We start from the raw sequence: 17714 nt of genomic DNA on the forward strand, positions 1-17714 counted from the left end.
GTACGCCGTCTTGGTGGGATTGATGTACGACAGTCAGTCGACCCGAGGGACGCCGTCATGGTTGGTCTTGCTTCGCTTACGGGTGGTGCGCATCGCGGCCCGCTGCCGGCGGGCGCGGTCGGTTGCGGCTTCGCGGACGGCGCGACGCTGGTCTTCGGGCATGGCGTCGCGGCGCAGCATCTCGCGGCTGCGGTCGAGCTTCTTGCTGATCTCGGTTTGCCGGACGCCGCTGGCGATGGCTTGGCGGAGGACGGCTCGGTAGTGCTCGACGGCGGCCAGGCGGGCGCGTTCAATGCCGTTCCAGGCGTTGACGACGTCTTCGAGGGTTGTCATCCATACATGGTGTCTTGTGTGGTTGGCCTAAGCAAGTATGCCGAACATGCCAGGCCAACTGTAGTTGACATCGCGGGAGGTGATGCCTACCGTAGTAGGCACAGCAAGACAGTAAAGAACCCCCGCACCGGCTCATCCGCCAAGACCAACCGGTGCAGGGGCCACGGCACTCCAACGGAAGGAGTCCCTGCCGTGCAGGGTACCGCCCACCACATCACCCAGGTCCGCAACACCTTCGGCAACTACGACGTGACCGCCCAGGTCACCGTCGACGGCGGGTTCGCCATCGCTGTCATGCAGGGACCTACCCCCATCCACGAACTCTGCTACACCACGATTGACCGGCACATCGCCGACCTGATCCACACCACCATCAAGAACGGGGCGCTGAACGGCCAGCGGTACGAGGACATCGCCGAAGCCGTCCGCCTGGAGCTGACCTTCGCCCTCCGCGACGCGTACAACGACCGCCGTCCGACCGCCGGCAAGCGGGTCGAGGAAATCAACCGCGTGCTCGAACGGGCGGAGACCCCGGACGACAAGGCACGGAAGGCCGAGCTCCAGGACCACTTCAACAAGCTGCGCGGCCCCGGCCACGTCCAGGCGACCATGCCACCGCTCAACCGGATCCCGAAGCAGCCCTCCACCGCCCTCGACGACGCCATCGCCTACGCGGCCGAGCACGGCATGGTCCTGCGCGGCAGAGGCAAGGGCAAAGCTCCGGTCACCGTGCTGCAGGCCGGTGCCCGCCCGGAACGCGGCTGGCTGACCACCGTCACCGACCGGGTGAAGCGCGGCAACCGCTGGCACAACGTCGTCATCGGGGCGATCGCCACCCCGGCCGGGAAGCGCCGCGCCGCCGAGCAGCGGAAGGCGGGTGCCTGAGATGAGCCCGCTGACTGTCGCCCGCCGGGTGGCCGCCCGCAGGCAGACCACCAACACTCCCCCGCCGGCCGTCACGCCGCGCCGTCGTCGCCGCAAGCTCGGCGTCGTCCCGAACCACCCGGCTGTCGGCTCCTGAACTGGGTCGGGCCGGTGTGCTGCCAAGGAGGGCGTACACCGGCCCGACCCCACCAAACTCTGCACCCCGTAGCGACGGGAGAAGCCCATGCGCATTGACGCAACCACCGACCTGACCATCCTCACCGAGCACCAGACCGCCACCAGCAGCGGCCACACCGGAGTGTTCGAGACCATCCAGCACAACCCGGACGGCACCGGCGCAACCGGGCTGTTCCGCTGCTGGAACGACTGCTGCCAAGGACAGCAGGTATCCACCCAGCGGCTGCCCTACGGCGACGTGGAGGTGCACTGATGGCCTCCCCCACCGTCACCACAGCCGAGCCGTTCACCGCGACCCTCACCGAGTTGTCCGGCATGCGTGGCCATCTGCTGCAAGTGGCCGCCTACACCGACGTCACCGGCGCCCGAGTCACCGGCCTGCCGTCCACGCTCGCCACGGTCAAAGCCCGAGCCCAGTATCGGACCTGGCTGCCGGTTTCGTGGCACCCAGACGGCACCCCATGGACCGCGTTCAAAGCCCGGCCGGTCAGCTTGGCTACCGGCAGGCTCCTCGTTATCCGGCAGGTGACCCTGTGAGCGCCTGCAACGCACCGTCCTCGATCCTCATCGCCGGGTACGCCGCCTGCGGAGACCACAGCGACGACGCGATCAACGCCGCCAGAGCGATGGGATTCGCCGACGAACCTGCCCCATACACGTACCTGAACTGCGGGGCAGGAGAAGTGTTCCCGGCGACTCCTCAGCCGTCGCCCCCTGGGGTGCTCATCGGCATGAACGCGGGGACCAGTTCCCACCCGTTCTGGTACACCCGCCGCATTCCGTACACCCAGGAACAGCCGTGACCGTCCTCGTGTACACGGTGGAGATCCGAGACAACGCCGACGGGCACGTCTGTGACGTCGCCTGCGTCAACGCAGACACCGGTGTCGAGGCGTGTGCGACGGCCCGCCGGCTGGTCGACGTCGGCGAACACGCACTCGTGTACGCCCCGGACGGCTGCGGCGGCCGGTGGTTCTACCAGCGGATCGAGCCGGACCGGTGACCCGCCTGTTCGCCCGGCTGCTGCCGGCCCGCCCGCGTCGGCGTGCCAACCGCGCCCTTCCTGCCTTACTCCCTGCGGTGGATCCGTGGGCTGAAGCCGAGGCTTTCGACCCGCTGATCGACACCCAGATCCTTCCGAAGATCGGAGCCTGACCCATGTCCGACACCTGCGACATCGTTCTCGGCCTTTGCGAGATGTGCGGCACCGACATCGAGTACGTGCCCACCCCCGAAGGGGCGGACCCGGCGTGGTTCCCGCCGTTCTGGCGGCACCTGAGCCCGGCAGGCCACCACGCCAAGCCGCGCCCCGCCGATGCGGAGGCCGTCCGGTGAGCACGGCAGCCCTGCCCCGTACCGCCACCTGCCCGCCCTGGTGTGTCGGCTGCGACACCCCCGACCCCGGTGTCGTCGTCCACTGGAGCCGCCAGTGGGCCGACCCGACCGCCGGCTGGACCGTGACCGTATCCCAGCGCGTCACCGACAGCACCCCATCTGAGGCGTTCGTTGACGCGTTCGGTGTCGACGGCGGCTTCACCTCAACGGCTCCGCTGATCGCGGCTCTCGCCCAAGCGCAGGCCCTGGCCGACGACATCAACCGGAACATCCGGTGACCGCCGTGATGCTGGCCGAGATCGGCACCGTCCACACCTCCTGGTGCCAGGCGTCAACGTGCGACGGCTACTGCCGGGCCACCATCAAGATCGGCCCGGTGAAGTTCGTCGCCGTACTCGGCTCCGACGGGCTGACCGTGACGTTGACCGCCGACGACGGCAACCAGATCCCTCTGCCGCACGCCGACGCCGTAGCGGCCATGCGGTTCTTCGCCACGACTACCGACCCGCAGACCCTGCCCGGCGGTGCCCGATGACCGTCACTGCGGTCGCCGCCGCCGACGGCGACGACTTCCTCCGCCGGCTCCGCGCCACCGGAGACAACGGCCACGCCCTCTGGTGCGACCCGAACAGCTGCGACGGCGTGTGCCGCAGCAGCACGAGCATCGGCGACGCCGACGGCCGCCAACTGTCGATCACCGTGCTCACCAACGCGACTGGCGGCACCGTGTGCCGGGTCGTGGACGGCGGCGGGAACCCGCTGCTGCGGCTGGTCGGCAGCGACGCCGAGCGGTTCGCCCAGCTGGCCGCGTATCTGTCCAACCCAAACTGACCTGAACGGAGAGACCCATGCAGTACTCGCGGACGATCACCCACGCTTACGGTGAGGCCCGGCCTCGGTGGACCCGTGTCGGGGAGCGCCGGTTCGAGTTCCGTGCGGCTCGTGGCACTGCCCGCCGGGCTGCGATCGCCCAGTCCGGCGGCTGGCGTTGACCAGCCCGCAGCCGGTATGGCTGGGACTCCCGTCTTCCGTTGAGTGGGGCTGCCGGTTCATTCACGCCGACTGGCACCGGTGGGAGTGCACCGTCGGAAACGTCACCGACTCCAGTTGGGGCCATGGCGACCGTGGTGAGCGTGGAGCCCGCCAACTGGTCGCGGACACCCGCCGTGAGATCGACAACCGGGGCGACCGGTCGCCGTGGACCGCAGCCCATCTGATCCGTCGGGAAGCTGGCGGGGACTGGGTCGTGACGTCCTGACCTGCGCGCGGCGGCCAGCCATCAAGTCTGGCCGCCAAGCGGACCGGCAGGAACCGGCCAACCCCCGAGGAGACCCCATGCCCGACAAGCCGACCACCCCCACAGCCGGAGACAACGTGATCATCTACACCGCCACCGGCACCCCACCCGCGCACCGAGACGCACCCCGCACCACCTCCCGCACCGGCAACGACAGGACCAGCCGGTGAACGGCTCCTGCACCTGCTGCCGCGTGTTGGACGCGGTGCCAGGCAGCCCGTGGTGCGACCACTGCCTCGCCAACGCCATCGACCCGGACGGACACGACAACCCGGCACCGGAGTTGGTTGCGGACGAGCCGTGGCAGCCGGTCAACGCCGGTGGCTGAGTTCAGCCGCGACCCACACACGCTCGGCGACACCGCCCACGACCACACCGAACGGCTCCTGCGAGACGCACGGCTACCGCCGTTGACCAAGGCCCAGCAGCGGGCGCTCGTCGACCGCAGCCAAGACGACGAACACGTATCCCGCTGGAAGAACAACTGACCAGCACTAACCCGAGGAGAACCCATGGGAAGCAACTTCATCAGGTACTTCGTCAGCTACACACACCAAACCGGGTTCGGGTCTGCCGAGGTCCCGCTGACCCGGCCGATCCGGGACATGTCCGACGTCTTCACCGTCAGCGACGCGATCGAACGTGACCGCGGTCTGTCAGGGGTCGTGGTCCTGAACTGGCGTCGGTTCGAGGACGCCGAATGACGGCGTCGCTGGACGATCTCGGCGTTGCTGTCGAGGCGTTGAAGGCCCACTTCGGGGCCGGCGGCACGGTCGGGATCCCGGAAGGGCACACCGTGCACTACGGGTGGGCCTGTGACCCATGCAAGATCGGGCCGGTCGAGACGGTGAGCCCGCGCAACGCGTGGACGAAAGCCCGGCAGCACAACCAGGTCGACCACCTCGGTGCTGAGGTAGCCGGCACGTGGACGTACTCGATGCCCGCCGCCGATGCCGAGCCGGGCCAGCCGTGATCTGGGTGACCGCGTGCCCGGTGTGCGGGTGTGAGCCGGTGCCGGCCGAGTCGGAGGACGACGCCGTTCAGGGCGCCGGGCAGCACGACGATGCCCGTCACGAGGGTGTTCCGACGGCTGAGGTCCGGCCAGTAACCGCAGTCACGGCTGCCAGGTGAACGGAGTCGGGGCGCGACCCATGCGCGGGTCGCGCCCCGGTTGTCTCCCCAACCCAAGAGAAGACGACCCTGCCGGAGTGCGGCCACCCGGCGGGTCACCAAACCCCGAAGGAGGTTCGGCGTGTTTGATCGTATCCAGTGCACGTGCGGGAACACCGCCGAGTGCTCGTACTGCGCGCGTGAGATTGCGGCGGTAGTGCGGGCAGAGGGCCGTCCGCCGGCTCAGCGCGGCTGGATCGGTGAGGCCAGGACTAGACCACCAGCACCTGTCGACCAGGAGCAGCGGCGTTGAGTGTGCCGCAGCAGTTGGCTGGCATGCCGGACGCCGAGTTGCGGCGGCTTGTCGAGAAGGCGGCGAGGGACCCGTACGCGTCGCAGGAGGCGAAGGACCGGCTGGCGCAGCATGTTGGCCGGGAGGTCGGCGGGCGGGCGGGCCGAAACTGAGGAAACTTGGTTGAAGTTGTTGCTTCCGCTCTTGGGGTGCCGTAAATTGGTAGACGCAACCAACAACAACTAAACAGCGGACCCGCGCGAGGCGGGACAGGGACCTCCCCAACGCCAGCGGGCGCGAAGGGACAGACACCCAGCACCACCAACCCAGGGAGGTCCCATGTCCATCACCATCCGCCCCACCACCGGAAGCCACCAGCTCAACCTGGCCAACGGCAACGCCGCCGAACTGCTCAACCTGCTTGGGCTCACCTTCGACGGCAACGGAGGCGAAACCACCGCAGCCGACATGCTCGGCCGCATCCTCATCGCCCAAGCGCTGCTCGACGTCGCCACCGACGACGACACCGGACGGCCCGAATACGTCCAGCGGAACCTCATCCACTGGCAGCGCCGCCCCGGCTACCTCGCCGAAAAGCTGGCCGAACTCCACGAGCTCGCCACCTGGGCACATCAGCGGCACGCCTCCATCGTCTGGAGTTGACCGCCACCGCCTCACGCGGGTCCGCCTGAAAGGACCGAACTTGCGCAACGCCGGATACCACTTCCACGAAGAACGCGTGGTGGTCCTCCTCGACCGGATCGCATCCGGGGACCTTCGGCTTCCCGGCGAAACCTGCCGTGTCACCGCCTCCACCGGGCTGGTCGAAGCAATGCTCACCGGTGCCCCGATCGGCGCCGTCGTCGTCGACCCCTACTGCAATGTCGTTGTCGACGGCGCACACCGGCTCGCAGCCCTCGCCGCCGCGTTCCAGCGGCCATCCGACGGGGGCCTGTCGATCGCCGACCCCACCTCCGACACCCCGAGTGTCGTCGCCGGCTCCCAGCCGGGCGGCAGGACCCCAGACGAATACGTGCCGCTGGCCGTCACGATCGCGACCATGCCGTTCCTGCATTGGAAACGACAACTCGCCGCCATGTCGAAGGCGGACATGGACCGCATCGAAGACGTCGTCGCGCAGATCGCCGGATACCAGGTGCCGCTGCTGACCTTGCCGTACACGGTCGATCCGGCCGAGGCGCGCAGTCTGTGGACGGCCGATTTCAGGAAGGAACGCCGATGACCGAGCCGCTGTCGCCTGTCGACCAGGTCCGAGTTGCGCACGCAGTCGAGGACTACGCCTGTGACTGGTACGGGCCGCAGCCGTCCGGGCTGAGGTTTAGCCGGTTCGACTGTGCCCGCTACCTGACTGAAGGACAGCTTGGCGGTCTACACAACCCGCACCGTCGCGGCCGGTACACGTTCGATCAGGTCTTCGCGGCGGTCGACGCCTACCTGAACGCGCACCCGGAGATCCTGGAAGCCGGACGACTCACCGACGTGAAGCGGACCGAACGGCAGTCTGCCCGTGACCGTGAGGCGCGCTCCCTGCTGGACGAGGCGGGGAAGGAGTTCGCCGCCGGCCGACTTGCGGAGGCCGCCGATCTGGTGGATCGGGCCGAGTTGGCGTCGCCGGATCTGCAGACCGAGCGGCTGCTGCCGACACGGGTCGATTTCGACGGATACCGTGCGGTGATCGCCGACCGGGCTGCCGGGCGGGTGTGAGTGCTGTGCGGCGGGTTGTCTCGGTTCGGCTGGGTTATCGTCGTGGCCGTAACTTCTACCGACTTTCGGGAGACGGCGTGCCGGACAGACCCTTCTTCACCCGCGACGACGTGGCCGCCCTCGGTGCCGACGTTCAGGGTGCCCAGGTGCAGTCCCGCACCATCAGCCAGCATCTGTACGAGTCGCGGGCCGAGGTGGGTCGGGGTGTGAACCGGCGTCGGGGGAAGTTCGCCGATGATCCGTTTCCGGCTCCGGACGGCTATTTGGGGAAGGCTCCGTGGTGGGACCGGTCGCGGGAGCCGGAGATTCGGGCGTGGTTTGGGCGGCATCCTCGTAGGTCGAAGGGTGACGGGATCGGTGGTCGTCCTCGTAAGGCTCGTCCTGCCGGGTAGCGGCTAGAAACTTGGTTGAAGTTGTTGCGGGCGCTGGATGCGTGCCGTAAATTGGTAGACACAGACGACAACGATTAACGGGGGGCAGTCATGCAGCAGGAGATCCGCCACGTCGAAGACGGCATGCGCTGGCTGCAGACCCAAAACAACCGCCTGGTCGAGTTCCGGATCGTCGCCACCAAGACGGGCGTCACGCCGTTCGTTGTCCTGCACGTTGACGGCTGCACCGGAACCGGCTGCGGCAGTGACTGCGACGCCGAGGGCGACGCTGGCGAGCAGGTCCGGTTCTGCTGGGCGCTCGCCGACCACAACGACGCCGCGATCTGGTCCGCCCTGCGCCGCATCAACGTCTGACCCACTCCCCGATCAGCCCATTCGAACGGAGCCACCCCGGATGACCACCACCATGGACCTGGCCGCCCTCGCCGCCGACGCCATCACCCAGGCCCGCACCACCGTCAGCGACGCCGGGGTGGCGGCGACCGCCATGCGGCTCCTCCACCAGGAGCTCCACATCGACCTGCGCCGCGCCCGCCACGCCGTTGACCGTGTCCTCGCCGCCGAGCAGCAGACGGCTGCCGACCAGGTGACCGCCGTCGCCGAGGAAGCGTTCATCCTGGCCCTCGACACCGGCGGCGCCCTGTCCGCCGCCACTTGGGCCGCTGTGAAGGCCGTCAAGCCTCAGGTCGGCTGCGGCGAGGCGCTGCGCATCGCCCAGCGGTTGCGCGTCGACCACGACAACTGGCAGGCCCGCCGGCAGCGGAAGACTGACTCGCCGGCTGGCACCAGCTGGCTGCAGCCCCACCACACCCGGCTGGTCGAGTACCGGCAGGGCGGCACCACCCTCCGGCCGGTCGTCGTCCTCCACGAGCGCGGCTGCGACGGCCACGACTGCGGCCACCGCTGCGTCTCGGACCCCGTGTTGGGCGCCGAGGTACGGAGGGCGTGGGACGCCAACGGCCGTATCGACGTCGCCGTCTGGTCGGCCCTGCAGCGGATCCCCTGATTCCGACCCGATCGACCCCCAACCCCCGAAGGAGCCCAGAATGCCGATGCTCGCTACCCGACCCAGAATCCTCGACGTCGCCGACGCCATCTCCCGCAGGCAGGTCGTCACCGCCAGCATCGAACGCGTCGGCGGCTGGTACATCACCGCCGTCGACACCGACAACCACACCGTCACCGTGTGGGCGGGAGGACGGTCCCGCACCGTCCCGTGGCGAGACCTGAAGGACATCAGCATCGACTGACCGGCCCCGCGTCCCCTCAACTCTGGTGGGCGTACCGCCGCCCCGGAACCAGCACGCCCGGGACGAGCGGCAGCCACCCAGCCCCAACCACCCCACCACCCGAAAGGCCCCAAACCCGTGAGCCTCGACTGGAACGACATCCAGCAGAAAGCCGCCCTGGACCGCTACCTCATCGAAAACGCCGACCACCAGCGGGTCGCCGAACTCGTCACCGGCGGCAACCGGCGCCGCCGCGTCGGCGACATCATCCGCCTCGCCGACGGCGACTACCTCGTAGAGGTCGACGGCACCTGGACTGCGGTCGTCGACAACCACGCCGGCCAGCAGTACTACCACACCCAGGCGGGCGCACTGCTTGATCTGATCGCCCGCCGCAACGGCACCAAGGCGCACCACACGTACGGGTTCGTCATCGCCGCCGGCCGCGTCCTCGGCATCACCGGCGACCAGCCGTAAGGAGCCAAGCATGAACACGACCGACCTAGCCGACCTGCTCGGCCCTGTCGCTCTCTACGAGTACGAGCGCGTCGCCGACGACGCCAAGCCCCGACTGGTCGAGTACGCGCAGAACCTGCAGACCATGCCGGATGCCGAGTTCGTCACCCAGGCCGCCGCCGCAATCTGGGACGCGGTGCAGACCAACCGGTTCCCCGGCTACTACGAAGAAGCTTGCAAGGCGTCCATCGCATACCACCTGGCCGGTCGTCGGTACCAGGCGGCAGGGCACGACAAGGACTGCCGGGGCGACACCCTGTACGTCGTCGCCTACAACCGAGTGCTCCGCGACTACAGCACCACGGTCCGCCCTGCCGCCCCGGTGGCGTGCACCTGCGGGGCCGTCTAGTGAACGCCACGATCGACATCCCCTGGCCCGGCGGCATCTGGCGGCTCAACCGCGACCAGCTCGCCACCGCCTACCTGCACTTCCTGATGGCACTGGACCGGTGCCGTGACGTACACCAAGCCGCGCTCGCCTGCCGCCGCCGGCTACTGGACGACGAGACGATCCCCAGCCATCTCACCCTCACCCTGGCGTTGGCCGCCAAGTTCTGCCACGAGAACAACATCGAACCGTAGGGAGCCCCGTGTTGCACGACCAGCAGCTGACCGAAACCGCTATCCGCCTAGTGGCCGCCGAACTCCGCTACCTCGCACACCGGGTCTCCCGCCAGCACGAGGACTCGATCCGACGGCTCATCTGCGAGCACCACTGCGACGACACCCACTACGGGCACCGCCCGGGAGACGACGACGACATCCACACGATCCGGGCCAAGTCGCGCGGCAACGTCGAAGCCCTTCTCGCCACTCTCGTTCAGACCGCCCGCGCCCGCAACGTCACCATCCCGCTGGAGGACTGACCCGTGAACCTCGACCAGTACCTGACCGACTCGCAGACCATCGGCAGCCCTTGGTGGCTGTACAAGTTCCCCAACGGACACACCGCGTCTGTTATCCCCGACCGATCTCACACGTTCCGATTCGAGATCGAGTCGTCTGACCCTGCCGACCTACCGGCCCGCACCCTGCGGGGTCTGAGCACCGAGCAGGTCGAGAAGAAGCTGACCGCCATCCGCGACCTACCGCCCGCCGAAGCGAACGAGGAGTGATCGTGTCCGAGTACCCGATCCCCGAGATCCTTCGCAGCGAACCCATCCTCTGGGCCGGCGTCGACTCCACCACCCCCGGCAGCTGCTACCTGGTCTCCGCCCACGTGGTCGGGCTGGTCACCACGTACATCGTCCGCAGCAACGACGGTGTGGTGCTCGGCCGTATTGAGCCGATCCGTAACGGCGACTGGGACGGATACCTCGGCTCCAGGTTGAAGGGCGGCACGCCTGTGTTCGGCTGCAACCGGGACTTCGGGTCCATCGCCGCCGAGATCGTCACCCGCGCCCAAACTCAAGGAGCCTGACCGATGACCGAGTACCGCATCGACTACACCATCCTCCGCCGCCAGTCCGGTGACGAGGACTTCACCGAGGTCGGGTTCGGCTCGTCCGGCGGCTGGGGCAGCATCGACGAGGCCATGCACGACGTGCAGAGCGCGGTGGATAACCGCCAGTGGGAGACGTCGGACGGAATGCCCGACCCGGCGGAGGTGTGACCGTGCGCCCCCACCGGACCGCGCTGATGCCCGTCGGGACCGTCGTCGAGGAAGCCGACGGCAGCCGCTGGCAGAAAACCCTGCCATCCGCCCACAACCCATGGCCCTGGACCAGCAGCGACGGCGCCGAAGCCAGCGACGAACGGATCGGCCAGCTGATCGGCTGGGGCGCCCAAGTCATCGAACAGCCCGAGGAAACGTGATGCTGACCCCACCGAGCCCCGCCGACTACCCCGGCGAAGACCGCTCCGCCTTCTGGGACGCCTACTACGCCTACCGCGACCGGGTTGACGCCCAGCGGGAAGCCGACCTGATTGCCTGCATCGCCGCAACAGGTGGTCGGGGTACCACCTGCCCCTGCGGTTACGGTCCGCTCGATTCCTGCCCGATCTGCGACTGAGGAGAGCTGATCATGTCGACCAACTACTACCTGCGCACCCCGGACACGCCCGACGGCGACGAAGGCATCCACCTCGGCCAGTACGCGGCCGGAACCTTCACGTTCCGCGCCCACCCCGACAGGGGCGTCGTCGACTACGACTCGTGGCGGGCGCAGATGGCCGCCGGTGTCGTCTACACCGAGTACGGCCGCCCCGTGACCGTCATTGAGATGGTCGACACCGCGCGCGAGCAGGCCCGCCGGGCACCGTGGGTTCGCTGCGGCACCTCGTTCGAAGGCGGCTTCTACGACATGGAGGGCCGCCGCTGGCTGACCGTCGACTTCTTCTGACCCCTTCTACTGCTTCCGAGTCTGCCGTGAGGGTGCCGGATCGAATTCGGCCGGAAGCACCACAACCCACCGCCAACCCCAACCCGCACGAGGAGGAACCCCAGATGAGCGACCACCAGTGGATCGTCGAAGGTGCCCGCGTCGCCGAGTACAAGCGCAACTACAGCACGAACGACAGCGTCACACTGACCACCATCGAACGCCTCACCACCACCCAGATCGTCCTCGCCAACGGCAACAAGTACCGCCGCGACCGGCTCACCCCGGTCGGTGAGAAGCGAGACGCCTGGTCCGGTGGGACCGAACTGAAGCCAGCCGACGACCCGTCCGTCCGTAACGTGCTGATCCGGGTACGGCTGGACCGCATGTTCAGCAGCATCGACGAGGTACGCAGGAAGACGGGCTTCCAGGACAGCACCGGCAAGGTGTTGGAGACGCTGTCTGCCGTTGAGCAGGTCGTGGCCAACACCCGTCGTGCGATCGAGGCTCAGCGGTGAACCCGCTGACCGCCGCCGACGTGCTGCCCGACCCCGCCACCGACGAGGCCCGCACCGACCTGCTCCGCCAGAGGGCGCTCGCCGTCCTCACCGTCGCAGACCAGACCGGACCCGGCTGGAAGCCCGCCGCCGCACGGACTCTCCGTAACGCGCCCGGCTGCGGCTGGGCGACCCTCGCCGACATCCTGGCCGCCATCAACTGGGCGGTCGACAACCCCGACCCGAAGGCAGTCCAGTGAAGCTGACCAGCACCCACCTGATGCTGCTCACCCACGCCGCCAGCAACAACGACCACATCTACCCAGACGACCTGACACCGCCTGACAGGAAGGCCGCCGACGCCCTCACCCGACACCGCATGCTCGACCAGACGCTGCGGCTCACCGACCGCAGCCGGCAGGCGCTCGCCGACACCCACCAGTTCGTCACCGCCGTCACCGGCAAACTCGCCGAACTGGTCGACGACGTCATCCCGTCAGGCGAAGGCGCATGCATGGGCTCCTCCGCCATCCTCGCCTACGTACTCGGCACCCATGGCATCCGCACCACCGCCGTCAACGGCCACTACGACGAACACGCCCACTGGTGGCTGGAAACCAGTTGGCCGTGGCTGCGTATGGATCCGACCCGTGCGCAGTTCCTCGACGAGAAGCCGCTCGTCGAAGAAGTCCTCGCCGACAGGGATGAGGACCCGTACGTGCCGTACCGGCGGACACCGGCCCGCTGGGACCGCGACCAGGCGGTCACCGAGTTCACGCGGATGTTCGAGTACTACATGGTCGGCGGCCAGCATGCCCGCCTCATCATGACCGCCCTGGAAACCTTCGCCGCCGACGCGTGGCGACGCACCCCGATCGGAGCCTGGTGATGTCCACCCGAGACCTGACCGCAGTTTCGGCCGGGTTCAGCGCTGCCCGCGCCGCCCTGACCAATCCGCAGAACCAGTTGCCTACTGACTGGCAACCCGACGTCGGCGAGATCGCGGACAAGGTTGTCAACGCTGTTCTGCAGGCCCGGGTAGACGGCGGTCTTGCCCGCGTCCGACGACTAACCGGACCCCAGGCGTCCTTCCACCAGGTAGGGCTCATCGGCGGCAGCGAAGACCTGTATGTGTGGGCCAACCGCAGCGGCATGGACTGGCCGGTTCGGGCCGCGATCGCCGCAGCAGCCGAAGCCGTCGTGGCGGTGTACGGCCGGCAGAAGAAGGAGGCTGACTGATGCTGATCCTCGACGGCGGCCTGGACGGCGGATCCCTGACCCCGCTGCCGCCGCTCACCCACCGGACCGTGTCCGACCTGTTGTGGGCGGTCCACGACGGCTTGGTGTTCTGGGTCGACTACGACCGCAAGTCGTACCAGGTCAACCGCTGGCAGCCGAACATCCTCGTGCACGACGTCACCGACCTGATGGAAGACTGGGCAGACCGCGGCCTGGTCCGGCTCGCTTCCGGTCCGGGCGGTGGCCGGCGTGTCTGGAAGTCCACGACCCGCAGCGTCGCCCTGATGCAAAACCCCGACCTGCCGTGCACGCCCAAGATTTGGCGGGAGAAGCACAGCGGACGCCTGTGGCGTCACGCCTGCGACTCGTGGCACCCCGGCGGCGCCGCGATCCGGGAAACGGACGCGGTCGCAGCCGCTGTCGCGCACGTCGCCGCGATGCAGCAGGCCGCCGACCGGGCCGACACTCGTGCTGCGAAGGCCGCAGACGCCCGACGCCGGCACGACAACCACAAGGGCCTACCGGTGGCGTGCGACTGCCGACGCGCAGGCGTCGAATGTCACTGCTACTCGGACGACCTGATCGGTCTGCCCACCACGACCAGCGGCGACGACCTGTGGTGGGAGCTTCGTACCAAGACCGGCCCCCGCCAACTCGACAACGACGACCCCCACCACAGGGAGTACTGACCATGCCGAAGATCAAAACGTTCGGTGTCGGCAACAACGGCTTCATCAACCCAGCCATACGCGACGCACTCGAACTCCCCCGCCACATCACCCAAGCAGACATCGTCGTAGCCGCCCCATCCAAGGCCGAAGCCCACCGGATGCTCGCAGGCCTGCTCCGCATACGAATCTCAGCCAGCGACCCCGACTTCCGGCAGGTAGCCGGATCGTTCGTAGACGCCCTCCGCGACGCGGACCTGCTTCGCACGCCGGCAGTGTTCGCAACCAGCAACATCTACAGCGACGGCAGCCGAGTCGTTGCCATCCTGCCCGACGGCGTTCCGGAAGTGATCGGCCGCCTCGTCCGCGAGGACCGCTTCGTCTTCCGGTCCGATGTGCCGTTCGACGACGAGGACTGACGTGAACGCCGCACGACGTTTCCTCAACCACCCCGACACCCCGATCCTGGTCGTGTCGCTGGCGGCCACCGCCGGGGCGACCAGCCTCGGAGCCGGACTGGCCGGGCATCCCGTCCACGACCAGATGGCCGCTGTCGCGGCTGGTCTCGCCGTTGTCGGGTTCTCCTGGGAGCTGGTCCGGACGATCCGCTACCGGCGCCGGTACCGCAGGGCTGATCGGCGCCACGAGCAGGCCCGCGCCCTGCGGAAGGAGATTGACGGTGATTGACCCGGAACGCGCCCGCATCCTCCTGGCCGCCGCCGACATAGACCTGTGGCAAGAATCCGACGGCGTCACCACAAACATGTACGACAACGAGGGCTTCGGCTTCTCTGACCCGGTCTGCGACGTCACCGCAGACGCGAACTCAGCAGCCGCTGACGGACACATCCGTCTGCGTGTCACCGCTCCCAGCGCCCGGTGTTGGGTGCTCACCGACTCTGGGTGTGCCGCACTCGCCGACTACCTCAACCGCCAGGAAGGAGCATCCACGCGATGAGCAGCACCCTCGACCAACTGATCCTCCAAGGGTTGACCATGACAAGCATCAACGAGCACCTTGCCGCGCTACGCGCCGTCGCAGTCGCCACCCGAACCGAGTGGACGTCCGAACTGCACTACACCAACGGCGACGTCAAACACGGCGACCCCACCGACGAGAAGCGCGCCGCCCTGAGCGCTGACAGCATCGCCGCGTACCTCGCCAGCGACCGTCCCCCGCCAGACGCGACCAAGGTGTCGTTGGTCTGCCGGGACGTATTCACCCTCCCTGACGGCACCCAGGTCGTTGAGGGGTGGCGGTACGTCCGCGACGGCGAGCCGCCGACGTTCGACGACGAGAGCTGACCGTGGACTACTCCCAGCACCTCGCCGCCTGCCGCAACGCCACCCAGTCCGAGGCGACCGCCCTGGCCTTGTGTGAGCGGACCTGGCCGGACCTACCCGTCCGGCTGGCTGAGAACCGGGGCCACGTCGTCGTGTCTGACGGTGTCCGCCGGGACCGGCGGACCTGCACCGCATGCCGGCGGGCGGTAGTTCGCGAAGGCGCGATCATCTACGGCTCGGCCGCCACCGAACACTGCACCCCCGCCACCGAAACGAGGAGCACCAATGCCTGACATCGACGCCGCCCACCGCATCCGCACCCAACGCGACGTCACCGCTATGGTCGCAGCCGACAACATCGACGCCATCCGCGACAGGATCGCGAACCTACTCGCCCACAACCGGCGCATCACCCTCGTCCGCCGATACCTCGCCGACCCCGAGGCAGCCGCCGACGTCACCGCCGGACTGACTGTGGGCGAATTCCACCGGTGGGAAAGGGACGGCGAGAAAGGCATCGTCGCCCGTCTCAATCCCGAACCCGGCCTTCACACCTTCGGGGTGCGCACCATCGCAGGAGCCCCCCGAACCGAAGCGGCTGTCACGGACGACTACTACCGGAACAAGAACAGCCGACGGAGCATGACGCGAGTGCGGATCACGGGCGGCATGGACGGCGACCGGGGACCAGCCCGCTACGACCAGCTGGTCATCCAGCGCTGGAATTCCTTCGGCACCTACGAAGAGATCACCGTTGCGTTCGACTACGGGGGCAGAGCATGACTACTGACCAGCCCATGAACCGGCTGACCCCGGCCGACACCGCAGCGTTGAAGATCCTCGCAGGCGCCAGCTTCGCTGGTTCTGTCACCCTGCCTTCTGGCCGGGTACTCACCCCGCAAGAAGCTCAGGCGCTCACCTCCGCCTACGTTCCAGCGAACGGCGAACCCGGCAGACGAAGGCCAGAGTCGGACCGGATGGAAGCTGAACGCGACCACTTCGTCTCTACCTACACCCGTCCCGCCACCCCCGCCGACTACGCGTCTTGGCTTGCTGTCTGGCTCAACTCCGGTCGGCACACCACCCACCGCTACGACTACAATCTGCCCCGCAGGTTCGTGGTCCTCACCGACAGGCCCGCATATGTGCCATCCCTGTACGGCGCGGACGCGGTGCAGGTGATCGTCCCCGAACAGGTCGGGTTCCGGCCCGTGGATGTGCCTCGCACCTTCCACGGGGGTTGTGGGCACTCGACGTTTTTCTTCACGGCAGGCCCGACTGTTGTCGGGAGCTTCGTGCCGGTGTACGCCGACGTGGAGAGGCTGCTCGCCGATGTAGGTGGCAGCCGTGGCTGACCGTCAGCGGCCGTACTCGCGGACCCTCACGATCCTGCGGGTGGTGTCGTGGCCGTACCGGATACCACCGCTGTCCTGGCTCGTCGCGGTCATGGACTGGCTGACCGCCACCAACCGGCGCATCGTCGCCGCGGTGGCGGTCGAACTGGTGGCGCTCGCCGCAACGATCGCGTGGAGAGTGACCGGTGGCTGACGCCGACATCGAGCCGGCGGCCCAGGCCGCCGCCGCCCGCATGGCCTTCCAACTCACCTACGCCCAGTCCAGCAAGCCGCGCCGGTTCCTGCCGGGCGAGTTGACCGGACCGTCGATCCCCTGCGCCCACGGCAACGAGATCGGGTCGTTCGGCGACTGGGACGACCCCCGTGACGTCGGCGGCTTCCCGGACCGTACCGAAGACGAGTGGATCGACCGGTTCGCTAACTACGCCATCAACGAGGCCGTCCACGAGGCGTTGGAGTGGTTGAAGTTGGACGGCCGACCGTGGTTGAACCCGCACGGCCCGGCCGAGGAGGCGATCTACGAGGCGGTCAACGCGTTGGTGGACCGGCTGGCCGAGATCCGGCGTGGCCTCGGCCGGTAGCTCTCATGGCAGGGTCTTTGGGGCGGGTGACAGTCGAGCACCTGCCCCAAGGACGCCTCAAAGGCCGGGGTCGCCTTGGCGTTGTTTGCGGAGCCGTTCGACCACTACCCGACGGAACACCCACGCATGGTCGTGCTTCGCCCCTGGCAGCCGCCCGTCCTCGGCGAGCCGGTGCACGTACTGCGGCGCGACCCCGAGGATTTCTGCCGCCCCGGCGATGTTGACCAGCGGCGGCATGCGCGGGTCAGTGCGGCGTTCTTTCACCCGGCCAACGTACCTCAAGGTGGAGATTCTTCTACTGGTCGGAGTGTTCACCATGCGTTCCTACCAGGCCGAATAGGTGGGAATATCTCCACGGCCCCGGCGTTGTTCCGGCTTGAGTCGTTATGTCCGTGTTGGAAATCGGACGTCGGCTGAGTTGCGGGACGAGCGCGACTCCTGATGATCTTGCGGGTGACTAGCCTCGAAGTTCATCGCT

50 protein-coding genes are annotated in these 17714 nt (G+C 68.1%); 48 read left to right on the forward strand and 2 right to left on the reverse strand.

The window, feature by feature from the left end; genetic code table 11:
* Window positions 1-33: 33 nt before the first annotated feature.
* A complete protein-coding gene (locus tag ACXAHD_RS01545) occupies window positions 34-333 on the reverse strand; it encodes a hypothetical protein (RefSeq protein ID WP_475048029.1) in 300 nt (99 codons plus the stop codon).
* A gap of 192 nt (window positions 334-525) precedes the next feature.
* Between ACXAHD_RS01545 and ACXAHD_RS01550 the strand changes: the two genes are divergently transcribed.
* The 48 genes from ACXAHD_RS01550 to ACXAHD_RS01785 all read left to right on the forward strand — a co-directional run bounded on the left by ACXAHD_RS01550 (window position 526) and on the right by ACXAHD_RS01785 (window position 17236).
* Window positions 526-1218: a hypothetical protein gene (locus ACXAHD_RS01550; protein ID WP_475048031.1), complete on the forward strand. Its 693-nt coding sequence runs from the start codon at window positions 526-528 to the stop codon at window positions 1216-1218.
* A 1-nt stretch (window position 1219) separates the two neighbouring features.
* Window positions 1220-1354 (forward strand): hypothetical protein, encoded by a 135-nt coding sequence (locus ACXAHD_RS01555; protein ID WP_475048034.1) that lies wholly within the window; start codon window positions 1220-1222, stop codon window positions 1352-1354.
* Window positions 1355-1441: 87 nt separating this feature from the next.
* Window positions 1442-1648, forward strand: coding sequence for a hypothetical protein (locus ACXAHD_RS01560; protein ID WP_475048037.1), 207 nt, complete (start codon window positions 1442-1444; stop codon window positions 1646-1648).
* Entirely contained in the window at window positions 1648-1932 is a 285-nt protein-coding gene (locus tag ACXAHD_RS01565; protein ID WP_475048040.1) for a hypothetical protein, read from the forward strand. The genes ACXAHD_RS01560 and ACXAHD_RS01565 overlap by 1 nt, the downstream gene beginning before the upstream one ends.
* Entirely contained in the window at window positions 1929-2198 is a 270-nt protein-coding gene (locus ACXAHD_RS01570) for a hypothetical protein (RefSeq protein ID WP_475048043.1), read from the forward strand. The genes ACXAHD_RS01565 and ACXAHD_RS01570 overlap by 4 nt, the downstream gene beginning before the upstream one ends.
* The gene (locus tag ACXAHD_RS01575; RefSeq protein WP_475048045.1) at window positions 2195-2398 is read left to right on the forward strand and encodes a hypothetical protein; all 204 of its coding nucleotides are present in this window, start codon (window positions 2195-2197) and stop codon (window positions 2396-2398) included. Before ACXAHD_RS01570 ends, ACXAHD_RS01575 begins: the two co-directional genes overlap by 4 nt.
* Window positions 2395-2550, forward strand: coding sequence for a hypothetical protein (locus tag ACXAHD_RS01580; RefSeq protein ID WP_475048048.1), 156 nt, complete (start codon window positions 2395-2397; stop codon window positions 2548-2550). The genes ACXAHD_RS01575 and ACXAHD_RS01580 overlap by 4 nt, the downstream gene beginning before the upstream one ends.
* Window positions 2551-2553: 3 nt before the next feature.
* The gene (locus tag ACXAHD_RS01585) at window positions 2554-2730 is read left to right on the forward strand and encodes a hypothetical protein (protein ID WP_475048051.1); all 177 of its coding nucleotides are present in this window, start codon (window positions 2554-2556) and stop codon (window positions 2728-2730) included.
* The gene (locus ACXAHD_RS01590; RefSeq protein WP_475048054.1) at window positions 2727-3008 is read left to right on the forward strand and encodes a hypothetical protein; all 282 of its coding nucleotides are present in this window, start codon (window positions 2727-2729) and stop codon (window positions 3006-3008) included. The genes ACXAHD_RS01585 and ACXAHD_RS01590 overlap by 4 nt, the downstream gene beginning before the upstream one ends.
* Window positions 3005-3265, forward strand: a complete 261-nt coding sequence (locus tag ACXAHD_RS01595; protein ID WP_475048057.1) for a hypothetical protein — start codon at window positions 3005-3007, stop codon at window positions 3263-3265. Before ACXAHD_RS01590 ends, ACXAHD_RS01595 begins: the two co-directional genes overlap by 4 nt.
* The gene (locus ACXAHD_RS01600; RefSeq protein WP_475048059.1) at window positions 3262-3561 is read left to right on the forward strand and encodes a hypothetical protein; all 300 of its coding nucleotides are present in this window, start codon (window positions 3262-3264) and stop codon (window positions 3559-3561) included. Before ACXAHD_RS01595 ends, ACXAHD_RS01600 begins: the two co-directional genes overlap by 4 nt.
* 504 nt (window positions 3562-4065) lie before the next feature.
* Window positions 4066-4197: a hypothetical protein gene (locus ACXAHD_RS01605; RefSeq protein WP_475048062.1), complete on the forward strand. Its 132-nt coding sequence runs from the start codon at window positions 4066-4068 to the stop codon at window positions 4195-4197.
* Window positions 4194-4355 (forward strand): hypothetical protein, encoded by a 162-nt coding sequence (locus ACXAHD_RS01610; protein WP_475048065.1) that lies wholly within the window; start codon window positions 4194-4196, stop codon window positions 4353-4355. Before ACXAHD_RS01605 ends, ACXAHD_RS01610 begins: the two co-directional genes overlap by 4 nt.
* Window positions 4348-4515 (forward strand): hypothetical protein, encoded by a 168-nt coding sequence (locus ACXAHD_RS01615; RefSeq protein WP_475048068.1) that lies wholly within the window; start codon window positions 4348-4350, stop codon window positions 4513-4515. Before ACXAHD_RS01610 ends, ACXAHD_RS01615 begins: the two co-directional genes overlap by 8 nt.
* Before the next feature lie 24 nt (window positions 4516-4539).
* Complete coding sequence (locus tag ACXAHD_RS01620) at window positions 4540-4731, forward strand: hypothetical protein (RefSeq protein WP_475048070.1); 192 nt, start codon at window positions 4540-4542, stop codon at window positions 4729-4731.
* Window positions 4728-5000, forward strand: coding sequence for a hypothetical protein (locus ACXAHD_RS01625; protein ID WP_475048073.1), 273 nt, complete (start codon window positions 4728-4730; stop codon window positions 4998-5000). The genes ACXAHD_RS01620 and ACXAHD_RS01625 overlap by 4 nt, the downstream gene beginning before the upstream one ends.
* A gap of 446 nt (window positions 5001-5446) precedes the next feature.
* On the forward strand, window positions 5447-5602 hold the full coding sequence (locus ACXAHD_RS01630; protein WP_475048075.1) for a hypothetical protein: 156 nt from the start codon (window positions 5447-5449) through the stop codon (window positions 5600-5602).
* 166 nt (window positions 5603-5768) lie between these two features.
* The gene (locus ACXAHD_RS01635; RefSeq protein WP_475048078.1) at window positions 5769-6092 is read left to right on the forward strand and encodes a hypothetical protein; all 324 of its coding nucleotides are present in this window, start codon (window positions 5769-5771) and stop codon (window positions 6090-6092) included.
* A 40-nt stretch (window positions 6093-6132) separates the two neighbouring features.
* Window positions 6133-6672, forward strand: a complete 540-nt coding sequence (locus ACXAHD_RS01640; protein ID WP_475048080.1) for a hypothetical protein — start codon at window positions 6133-6135, stop codon at window positions 6670-6672.
* The gene (locus ACXAHD_RS01645; RefSeq protein WP_475048083.1) at window positions 6669-7154 is read left to right on the forward strand and encodes a hypothetical protein; all 486 of its coding nucleotides are present in this window, start codon (window positions 6669-6671) and stop codon (window positions 7152-7154) included. Before ACXAHD_RS01640 ends, ACXAHD_RS01645 begins: the two co-directional genes overlap by 4 nt.
* A gap of 77 nt (window positions 7155-7231) precedes the next feature.
* Window positions 7232-7546: a hypothetical protein gene (locus ACXAHD_RS01650; RefSeq protein ID WP_475048086.1), complete on the forward strand. Its 315-nt coding sequence runs from the start codon at window positions 7232-7234 to the stop codon at window positions 7544-7546.
* A gap of 90 nt (window positions 7547-7636) precedes the next feature.
* Complete coding sequence (locus ACXAHD_RS01655) at window positions 7637-7900, forward strand: hypothetical protein (protein WP_475048089.1); 264 nt, start codon at window positions 7637-7639, stop codon at window positions 7898-7900.
* A 40-nt stretch (window positions 7901-7940) separates the two neighbouring features.
* Window positions 7941-8552 (forward strand): hypothetical protein, encoded by a 612-nt coding sequence (locus ACXAHD_RS01660; RefSeq protein WP_475048092.1) that lies wholly within the window; start codon window positions 7941-7943, stop codon window positions 8550-8552.
* A gap of 40 nt (window positions 8553-8592) precedes the next feature.
* On the forward strand, window positions 8593-8796 hold the full coding sequence (locus tag ACXAHD_RS01665; RefSeq protein WP_475048095.1) for a hypothetical protein: 204 nt from the start codon (window positions 8593-8595) through the stop codon (window positions 8794-8796).
* Window positions 8797-8913: 117 nt separating this feature from the next.
* Window positions 8914-9252 (forward strand): hypothetical protein, encoded by a 339-nt coding sequence (locus ACXAHD_RS01670; protein WP_475048098.1) that lies wholly within the window; start codon window positions 8914-8916, stop codon window positions 9250-9252.
* 10 nt (window positions 9253-9262) lie between these two features.
* A complete protein-coding gene (locus ACXAHD_RS01675; protein WP_475048101.1) occupies window positions 9263-9640 on the forward strand; it encodes a hypothetical protein in 378 nt (125 codons plus the stop codon).
* The gene (locus ACXAHD_RS01680; protein WP_475048103.1) at window positions 9640-9873 is read left to right on the forward strand and encodes a hypothetical protein; all 234 of its coding nucleotides are present in this window, start codon (window positions 9640-9642) and stop codon (window positions 9871-9873) included. Before ACXAHD_RS01675 ends, ACXAHD_RS01680 begins: the two co-directional genes overlap by 1 nt.
* 11 nt (window positions 9874-9884) lie before the next feature.
* Complete coding sequence (locus ACXAHD_RS01685) at window positions 9885-10157, forward strand: hypothetical protein (protein ID WP_475048106.1); 273 nt, start codon at window positions 9885-9887, stop codon at window positions 10155-10157.
* Between the two features lie 3 nt (window positions 10158-10160).
* A complete protein-coding gene (locus ACXAHD_RS01690) occupies window positions 10161-10406 on the forward strand; it encodes a hypothetical protein (RefSeq protein ID WP_475048109.1) in 246 nt (81 codons plus the stop codon).
* 2 nt (window positions 10407-10408) lie between these two features.
* A complete protein-coding gene (locus tag ACXAHD_RS01695; protein ID WP_475048112.1) occupies window positions 10409-10711 on the forward strand; it encodes a hypothetical protein in 303 nt (100 codons plus the stop codon).
* 3 nt (window positions 10712-10714) lie between these two features.
* Window positions 10715-10903, forward strand: coding sequence for a hypothetical protein (locus ACXAHD_RS01700; RefSeq protein ID WP_475048115.1), 189 nt, complete (start codon window positions 10715-10717; stop codon window positions 10901-10903).
* Window positions 10904-10905: 2 nt separating this feature from the next.
* Window positions 10906-11106 (forward strand): hypothetical protein, encoded by a 201-nt coding sequence (locus ACXAHD_RS01705; RefSeq protein WP_475048117.1) that lies wholly within the window; start codon window positions 10906-10908, stop codon window positions 11104-11106.
* Window positions 11106-11303 (forward strand): hypothetical protein, encoded by a 198-nt coding sequence (locus ACXAHD_RS01710; protein ID WP_475048120.1) that lies wholly within the window; start codon window positions 11106-11108, stop codon window positions 11301-11303. The genes ACXAHD_RS01705 and ACXAHD_RS01710 overlap by 1 nt, the downstream gene beginning before the upstream one ends.
* Before the next feature lie 12 nt (window positions 11304-11315).
* On the forward strand, window positions 11316-11633 hold the full coding sequence (locus tag ACXAHD_RS01715) for a hypothetical protein (RefSeq protein ID WP_475048122.1): 318 nt from the start codon (window positions 11316-11318) through the stop codon (window positions 11631-11633).
* 104 nt (window positions 11634-11737) lie between these two features.
* A complete protein-coding gene (locus tag ACXAHD_RS01720; protein WP_475048125.1) occupies window positions 11738-12130 on the forward strand; it encodes a hypothetical protein in 393 nt (130 codons plus the stop codon).
* Complete coding sequence (locus ACXAHD_RS01725; protein ID WP_475048128.1) at window positions 12127-12369, forward strand: hypothetical protein; 243 nt, start codon at window positions 12127-12129, stop codon at window positions 12367-12369. Before ACXAHD_RS01720 ends, ACXAHD_RS01725 begins: the two co-directional genes overlap by 4 nt.
* Complete coding sequence (locus tag ACXAHD_RS01730) at window positions 12366-12998, forward strand: hypothetical protein (protein ID WP_475048131.1); 633 nt, start codon at window positions 12366-12368, stop codon at window positions 12996-12998. The genes ACXAHD_RS01725 and ACXAHD_RS01730 overlap by 4 nt, the downstream gene beginning before the upstream one ends.
* Complete coding sequence (locus ACXAHD_RS01735) at window positions 12998-13348, forward strand: hypothetical protein (RefSeq protein ID WP_475048133.1); 351 nt, start codon at window positions 12998-13000, stop codon at window positions 13346-13348. Before ACXAHD_RS01730 ends, ACXAHD_RS01735 begins: the two co-directional genes overlap by 1 nt.
* A complete protein-coding gene (locus tag ACXAHD_RS01740) occupies window positions 13348-14037 on the forward strand; it encodes a hypothetical protein (protein WP_475048136.1) in 690 nt (229 codons plus the stop codon). The genes ACXAHD_RS01735 and ACXAHD_RS01740 overlap by 1 nt, the downstream gene beginning before the upstream one ends.
* Before the next feature lie 2 nt (window positions 14038-14039).
* Window positions 14040-14435 (forward strand): hypothetical protein, encoded by a 396-nt coding sequence (locus ACXAHD_RS01745; protein WP_475048139.1) that lies wholly within the window; start codon window positions 14040-14042, stop codon window positions 14433-14435.
* Window position 14436: 1 nt separating this feature from the next.
* Window positions 14437-14703, forward strand: a complete 267-nt coding sequence (locus tag ACXAHD_RS01750; RefSeq protein ID WP_475048142.1) for a hypothetical protein — start codon at window positions 14437-14439, stop codon at window positions 14701-14703.
* Window positions 14696-14974 carry a hypothetical protein gene (locus ACXAHD_RS01755; protein ID WP_475048145.1) on the forward strand — a complete coding sequence of 93 codons (279 nt, stop codon included), beginning with the start codon at window positions 14696-14698 and terminating at the stop codon, window positions 14972-14974. Before ACXAHD_RS01750 ends, ACXAHD_RS01755 begins: the two co-directional genes overlap by 8 nt.
* Window positions 14971-15321, forward strand: a complete 351-nt coding sequence (locus ACXAHD_RS01760) for a hypothetical protein (protein ID WP_475048148.1) — start codon at window positions 14971-14973, stop codon at window positions 15319-15321. The genes ACXAHD_RS01755 and ACXAHD_RS01760 overlap by 4 nt, the downstream gene beginning before the upstream one ends.
* 2 nt (window positions 15322-15323) lie before the next feature.
* Entirely contained in the window at window positions 15324-15593 is a 270-nt protein-coding gene (locus ACXAHD_RS01765; RefSeq protein WP_475048150.1) for a hypothetical protein, read from the forward strand.
* Window positions 15586-16083, forward strand: coding sequence for a hypothetical protein (locus ACXAHD_RS01770; RefSeq protein ID WP_475048153.1), 498 nt, complete (start codon window positions 15586-15588; stop codon window positions 16081-16083). The genes ACXAHD_RS01765 and ACXAHD_RS01770 overlap by 8 nt, the downstream gene beginning before the upstream one ends.
* Before the next feature lie 14 nt (window positions 16084-16097).
* Window positions 16098-16655 (forward strand): hypothetical protein, encoded by a 558-nt coding sequence (locus ACXAHD_RS01775; protein ID WP_475048155.1) that lies wholly within the window; start codon window positions 16098-16100, stop codon window positions 16653-16655.
* A complete protein-coding gene (locus ACXAHD_RS01780; RefSeq protein WP_475048157.1) occupies window positions 16648-16848 on the forward strand; it encodes a hypothetical protein in 201 nt (66 codons plus the stop codon). The genes ACXAHD_RS01775 and ACXAHD_RS01780 overlap by 8 nt, the downstream gene beginning before the upstream one ends.
* On the forward strand, window positions 16841-17236 hold the full coding sequence (locus ACXAHD_RS01785) for a hypothetical protein (RefSeq protein ID WP_475048159.1): 396 nt from the start codon (window positions 16841-16843) through the stop codon (window positions 17234-17236). Before ACXAHD_RS01780 ends, ACXAHD_RS01785 begins: the two co-directional genes overlap by 8 nt.
* A gap of 57 nt (window positions 17237-17293) precedes the next feature.
* On the opposite strand, the gene ACXAHD_RS01790 is transcribed toward ACXAHD_RS01785, so the two are convergent.
* Window positions 17294-17500 (reverse strand): helix-turn-helix domain-containing protein, encoded by a 207-nt coding sequence (locus ACXAHD_RS01790; protein ID WP_475048162.1) that lies wholly within the window; start codon window positions 17498-17500, stop codon window positions 17294-17296.
* Window positions 17501-17714 lie beyond the last annotated feature (214 nt).

The sequence above is a fragment of the Micromonospora sp. ABR4_055 genome (genome assembly GCF_056160425.1).

What these genes read in the sequence shown, in the direction of transcription:
- ACXAHD_RS01555 (WP_475048034.1), top strand. Translation starts at nt 1,220, where the DNA reads ATGAGCCCGCTGACTGTCGCCCGCCGGGTGGCCGCCCGCAGGCAGACC.
- ACXAHD_RS01625 (WP_475048073.1), top strand. Translation starts at nt 4,728, where the DNA reads ATGACGGCGTCGCTGGACGATCTCGGCGTTGCTGTCGAGGCGTTGAAG.
- ACXAHD_RS01660 (WP_475048092.1), top strand. Translation starts at nt 7,941, where the DNA reads ATGACCACCACCATGGACCTGGCCGCCCTCGCCGCCGACGCCATCACC.
- ACXAHD_RS01560 (WP_475048037.1), top strand. Translation starts at nt 1,442, where the DNA reads ATGCGCATTGACGCAACCACCGACCTGACCATCCTCACCGAGCACCAG.
- ACXAHD_RS01605 (WP_475048062.1), top strand. Translation starts at nt 4,066, where the DNA reads ATGCCCGACAAGCCGACCACCCCCACAGCCGGAGACAACGTGATCATC.
- ACXAHD_RS01775 (WP_475048155.1), top strand. Translation starts at nt 16,098, where the DNA reads ATGAACCGGCTGACCCCGGCCGACACCGCAGCGTTGAAGATCCTCGCA.
- ACXAHD_RS01585 (WP_475048051.1), top strand. Translation starts at nt 2,554, where the DNA reads ATGTCCGACACCTGCGACATCGTTCTCGGCCTTTGCGAGATGTGCGGC.
- ACXAHD_RS01770 (WP_475048153.1), top strand. Translation starts at nt 15,586, where the DNA reads ATGCCTGACATCGACGCCGCCCACCGCATCCGCACCCAACGCGACGTC.
- ACXAHD_RS01735 (WP_475048133.1), top strand. Translation starts at nt 12,998, where the DNA reads ATGTCCACCCGAGACCTGACCGCAGTTTCGGCCGGGTTCAGCGCTGCC.
- ACXAHD_RS01710 (WP_475048120.1), top strand. Translation starts at nt 11,106, where the DNA reads ATGCTGACCCCACCGAGCCCCGCCGACTACCCCGGCGAAGACCGCTCC.
- ACXAHD_RS01745 (WP_475048139.1), top strand. Translation starts at nt 14,040, where the DNA reads ATGCCGAAGATCAAAACGTTCGGTGTCGGCAACAACGGCTTCATCAAC.
- ACXAHD_RS01700 (WP_475048115.1), top strand. Translation starts at nt 10,715, where the DNA reads ATGACCGAGTACCGCATCGACTACACCATCCTCCGCCGCCAGTCCGGT.
- ACXAHD_RS01715 (WP_475048122.1), top strand. Translation starts at nt 11,316, where the DNA reads ATGTCGACCAACTACTACCTGCGCACCCCGGACACGCCCGACGGCGAC.
- ACXAHD_RS01600 (WP_475048059.1), top strand. Translation starts at nt 3,262, where the DNA reads ATGACCGTCACTGCGGTCGCCGCCGCCGACGGCGACGACTTCCTCCGC.
- ACXAHD_RS01655 (WP_475048089.1), top strand. Translation starts at nt 7,637, where the DNA reads ATGCAGCAGGAGATCCGCCACGTCGAAGACGGCATGCGCTGGCTGCAG.
- ACXAHD_RS01545 (WP_475048029.1), bottom strand. Translation starts at nt 333, where the DNA reads ATGACAACCCTCGAAGACGTCGTCAACGCCTGGAACGGCATTGAACGC.
- ACXAHD_RS01565 (WP_475048040.1), top strand. Translation starts at nt 1,648, where the DNA reads ATGGCCTCCCCCACCGTCACCACAGCCGAGCCGTTCACCGCGACCCTC.
- ACXAHD_RS01720 (WP_475048125.1), top strand. Translation starts at nt 11,738, where the DNA reads ATGAGCGACCACCAGTGGATCGTCGAAGGTGCCCGCGTCGCCGAGTAC.
- ACXAHD_RS01620 (WP_475048070.1), top strand. Translation starts at nt 4,540, where the DNA reads ATGGGAAGCAACTTCATCAGGTACTTCGTCAGCTACACACACCAAACC.
- ACXAHD_RS01645 (WP_475048083.1), top strand. Translation starts at nt 6,669, where the DNA reads ATGACCGAGCCGCTGTCGCCTGTCGACCAGGTCCGAGTTGCGCACGCA.
- ACXAHD_RS01675 (WP_475048101.1), top strand. Translation starts at nt 9,263, where the DNA reads ATGAACACGACCGACCTAGCCGACCTGCTCGGCCCTGTCGCTCTCTAC.
- ACXAHD_RS01760 (WP_475048148.1), top strand. Translation starts at nt 14,971, where the DNA reads ATGAGCAGCACCCTCGACCAACTGATCCTCCAAGGGTTGACCATGACA.
- ACXAHD_RS01665 (WP_475048095.1), top strand. Translation starts at nt 8,593, where the DNA reads ATGCCGATGCTCGCTACCCGACCCAGAATCCTCGACGTCGCCGACGCC.
- ACXAHD_RS01740 (WP_475048136.1), top strand. Translation starts at nt 13,348, where the DNA reads ATGCTGATCCTCGACGGCGGCCTGGACGGCGGATCCCTGACCCCGCTG.
- ACXAHD_RS01635 (WP_475048078.1), top strand. Translation starts at nt 5,769, where the DNA reads ATGTCCATCACCATCCGCCCCACCACCGGAAGCCACCAGCTCAACCTG.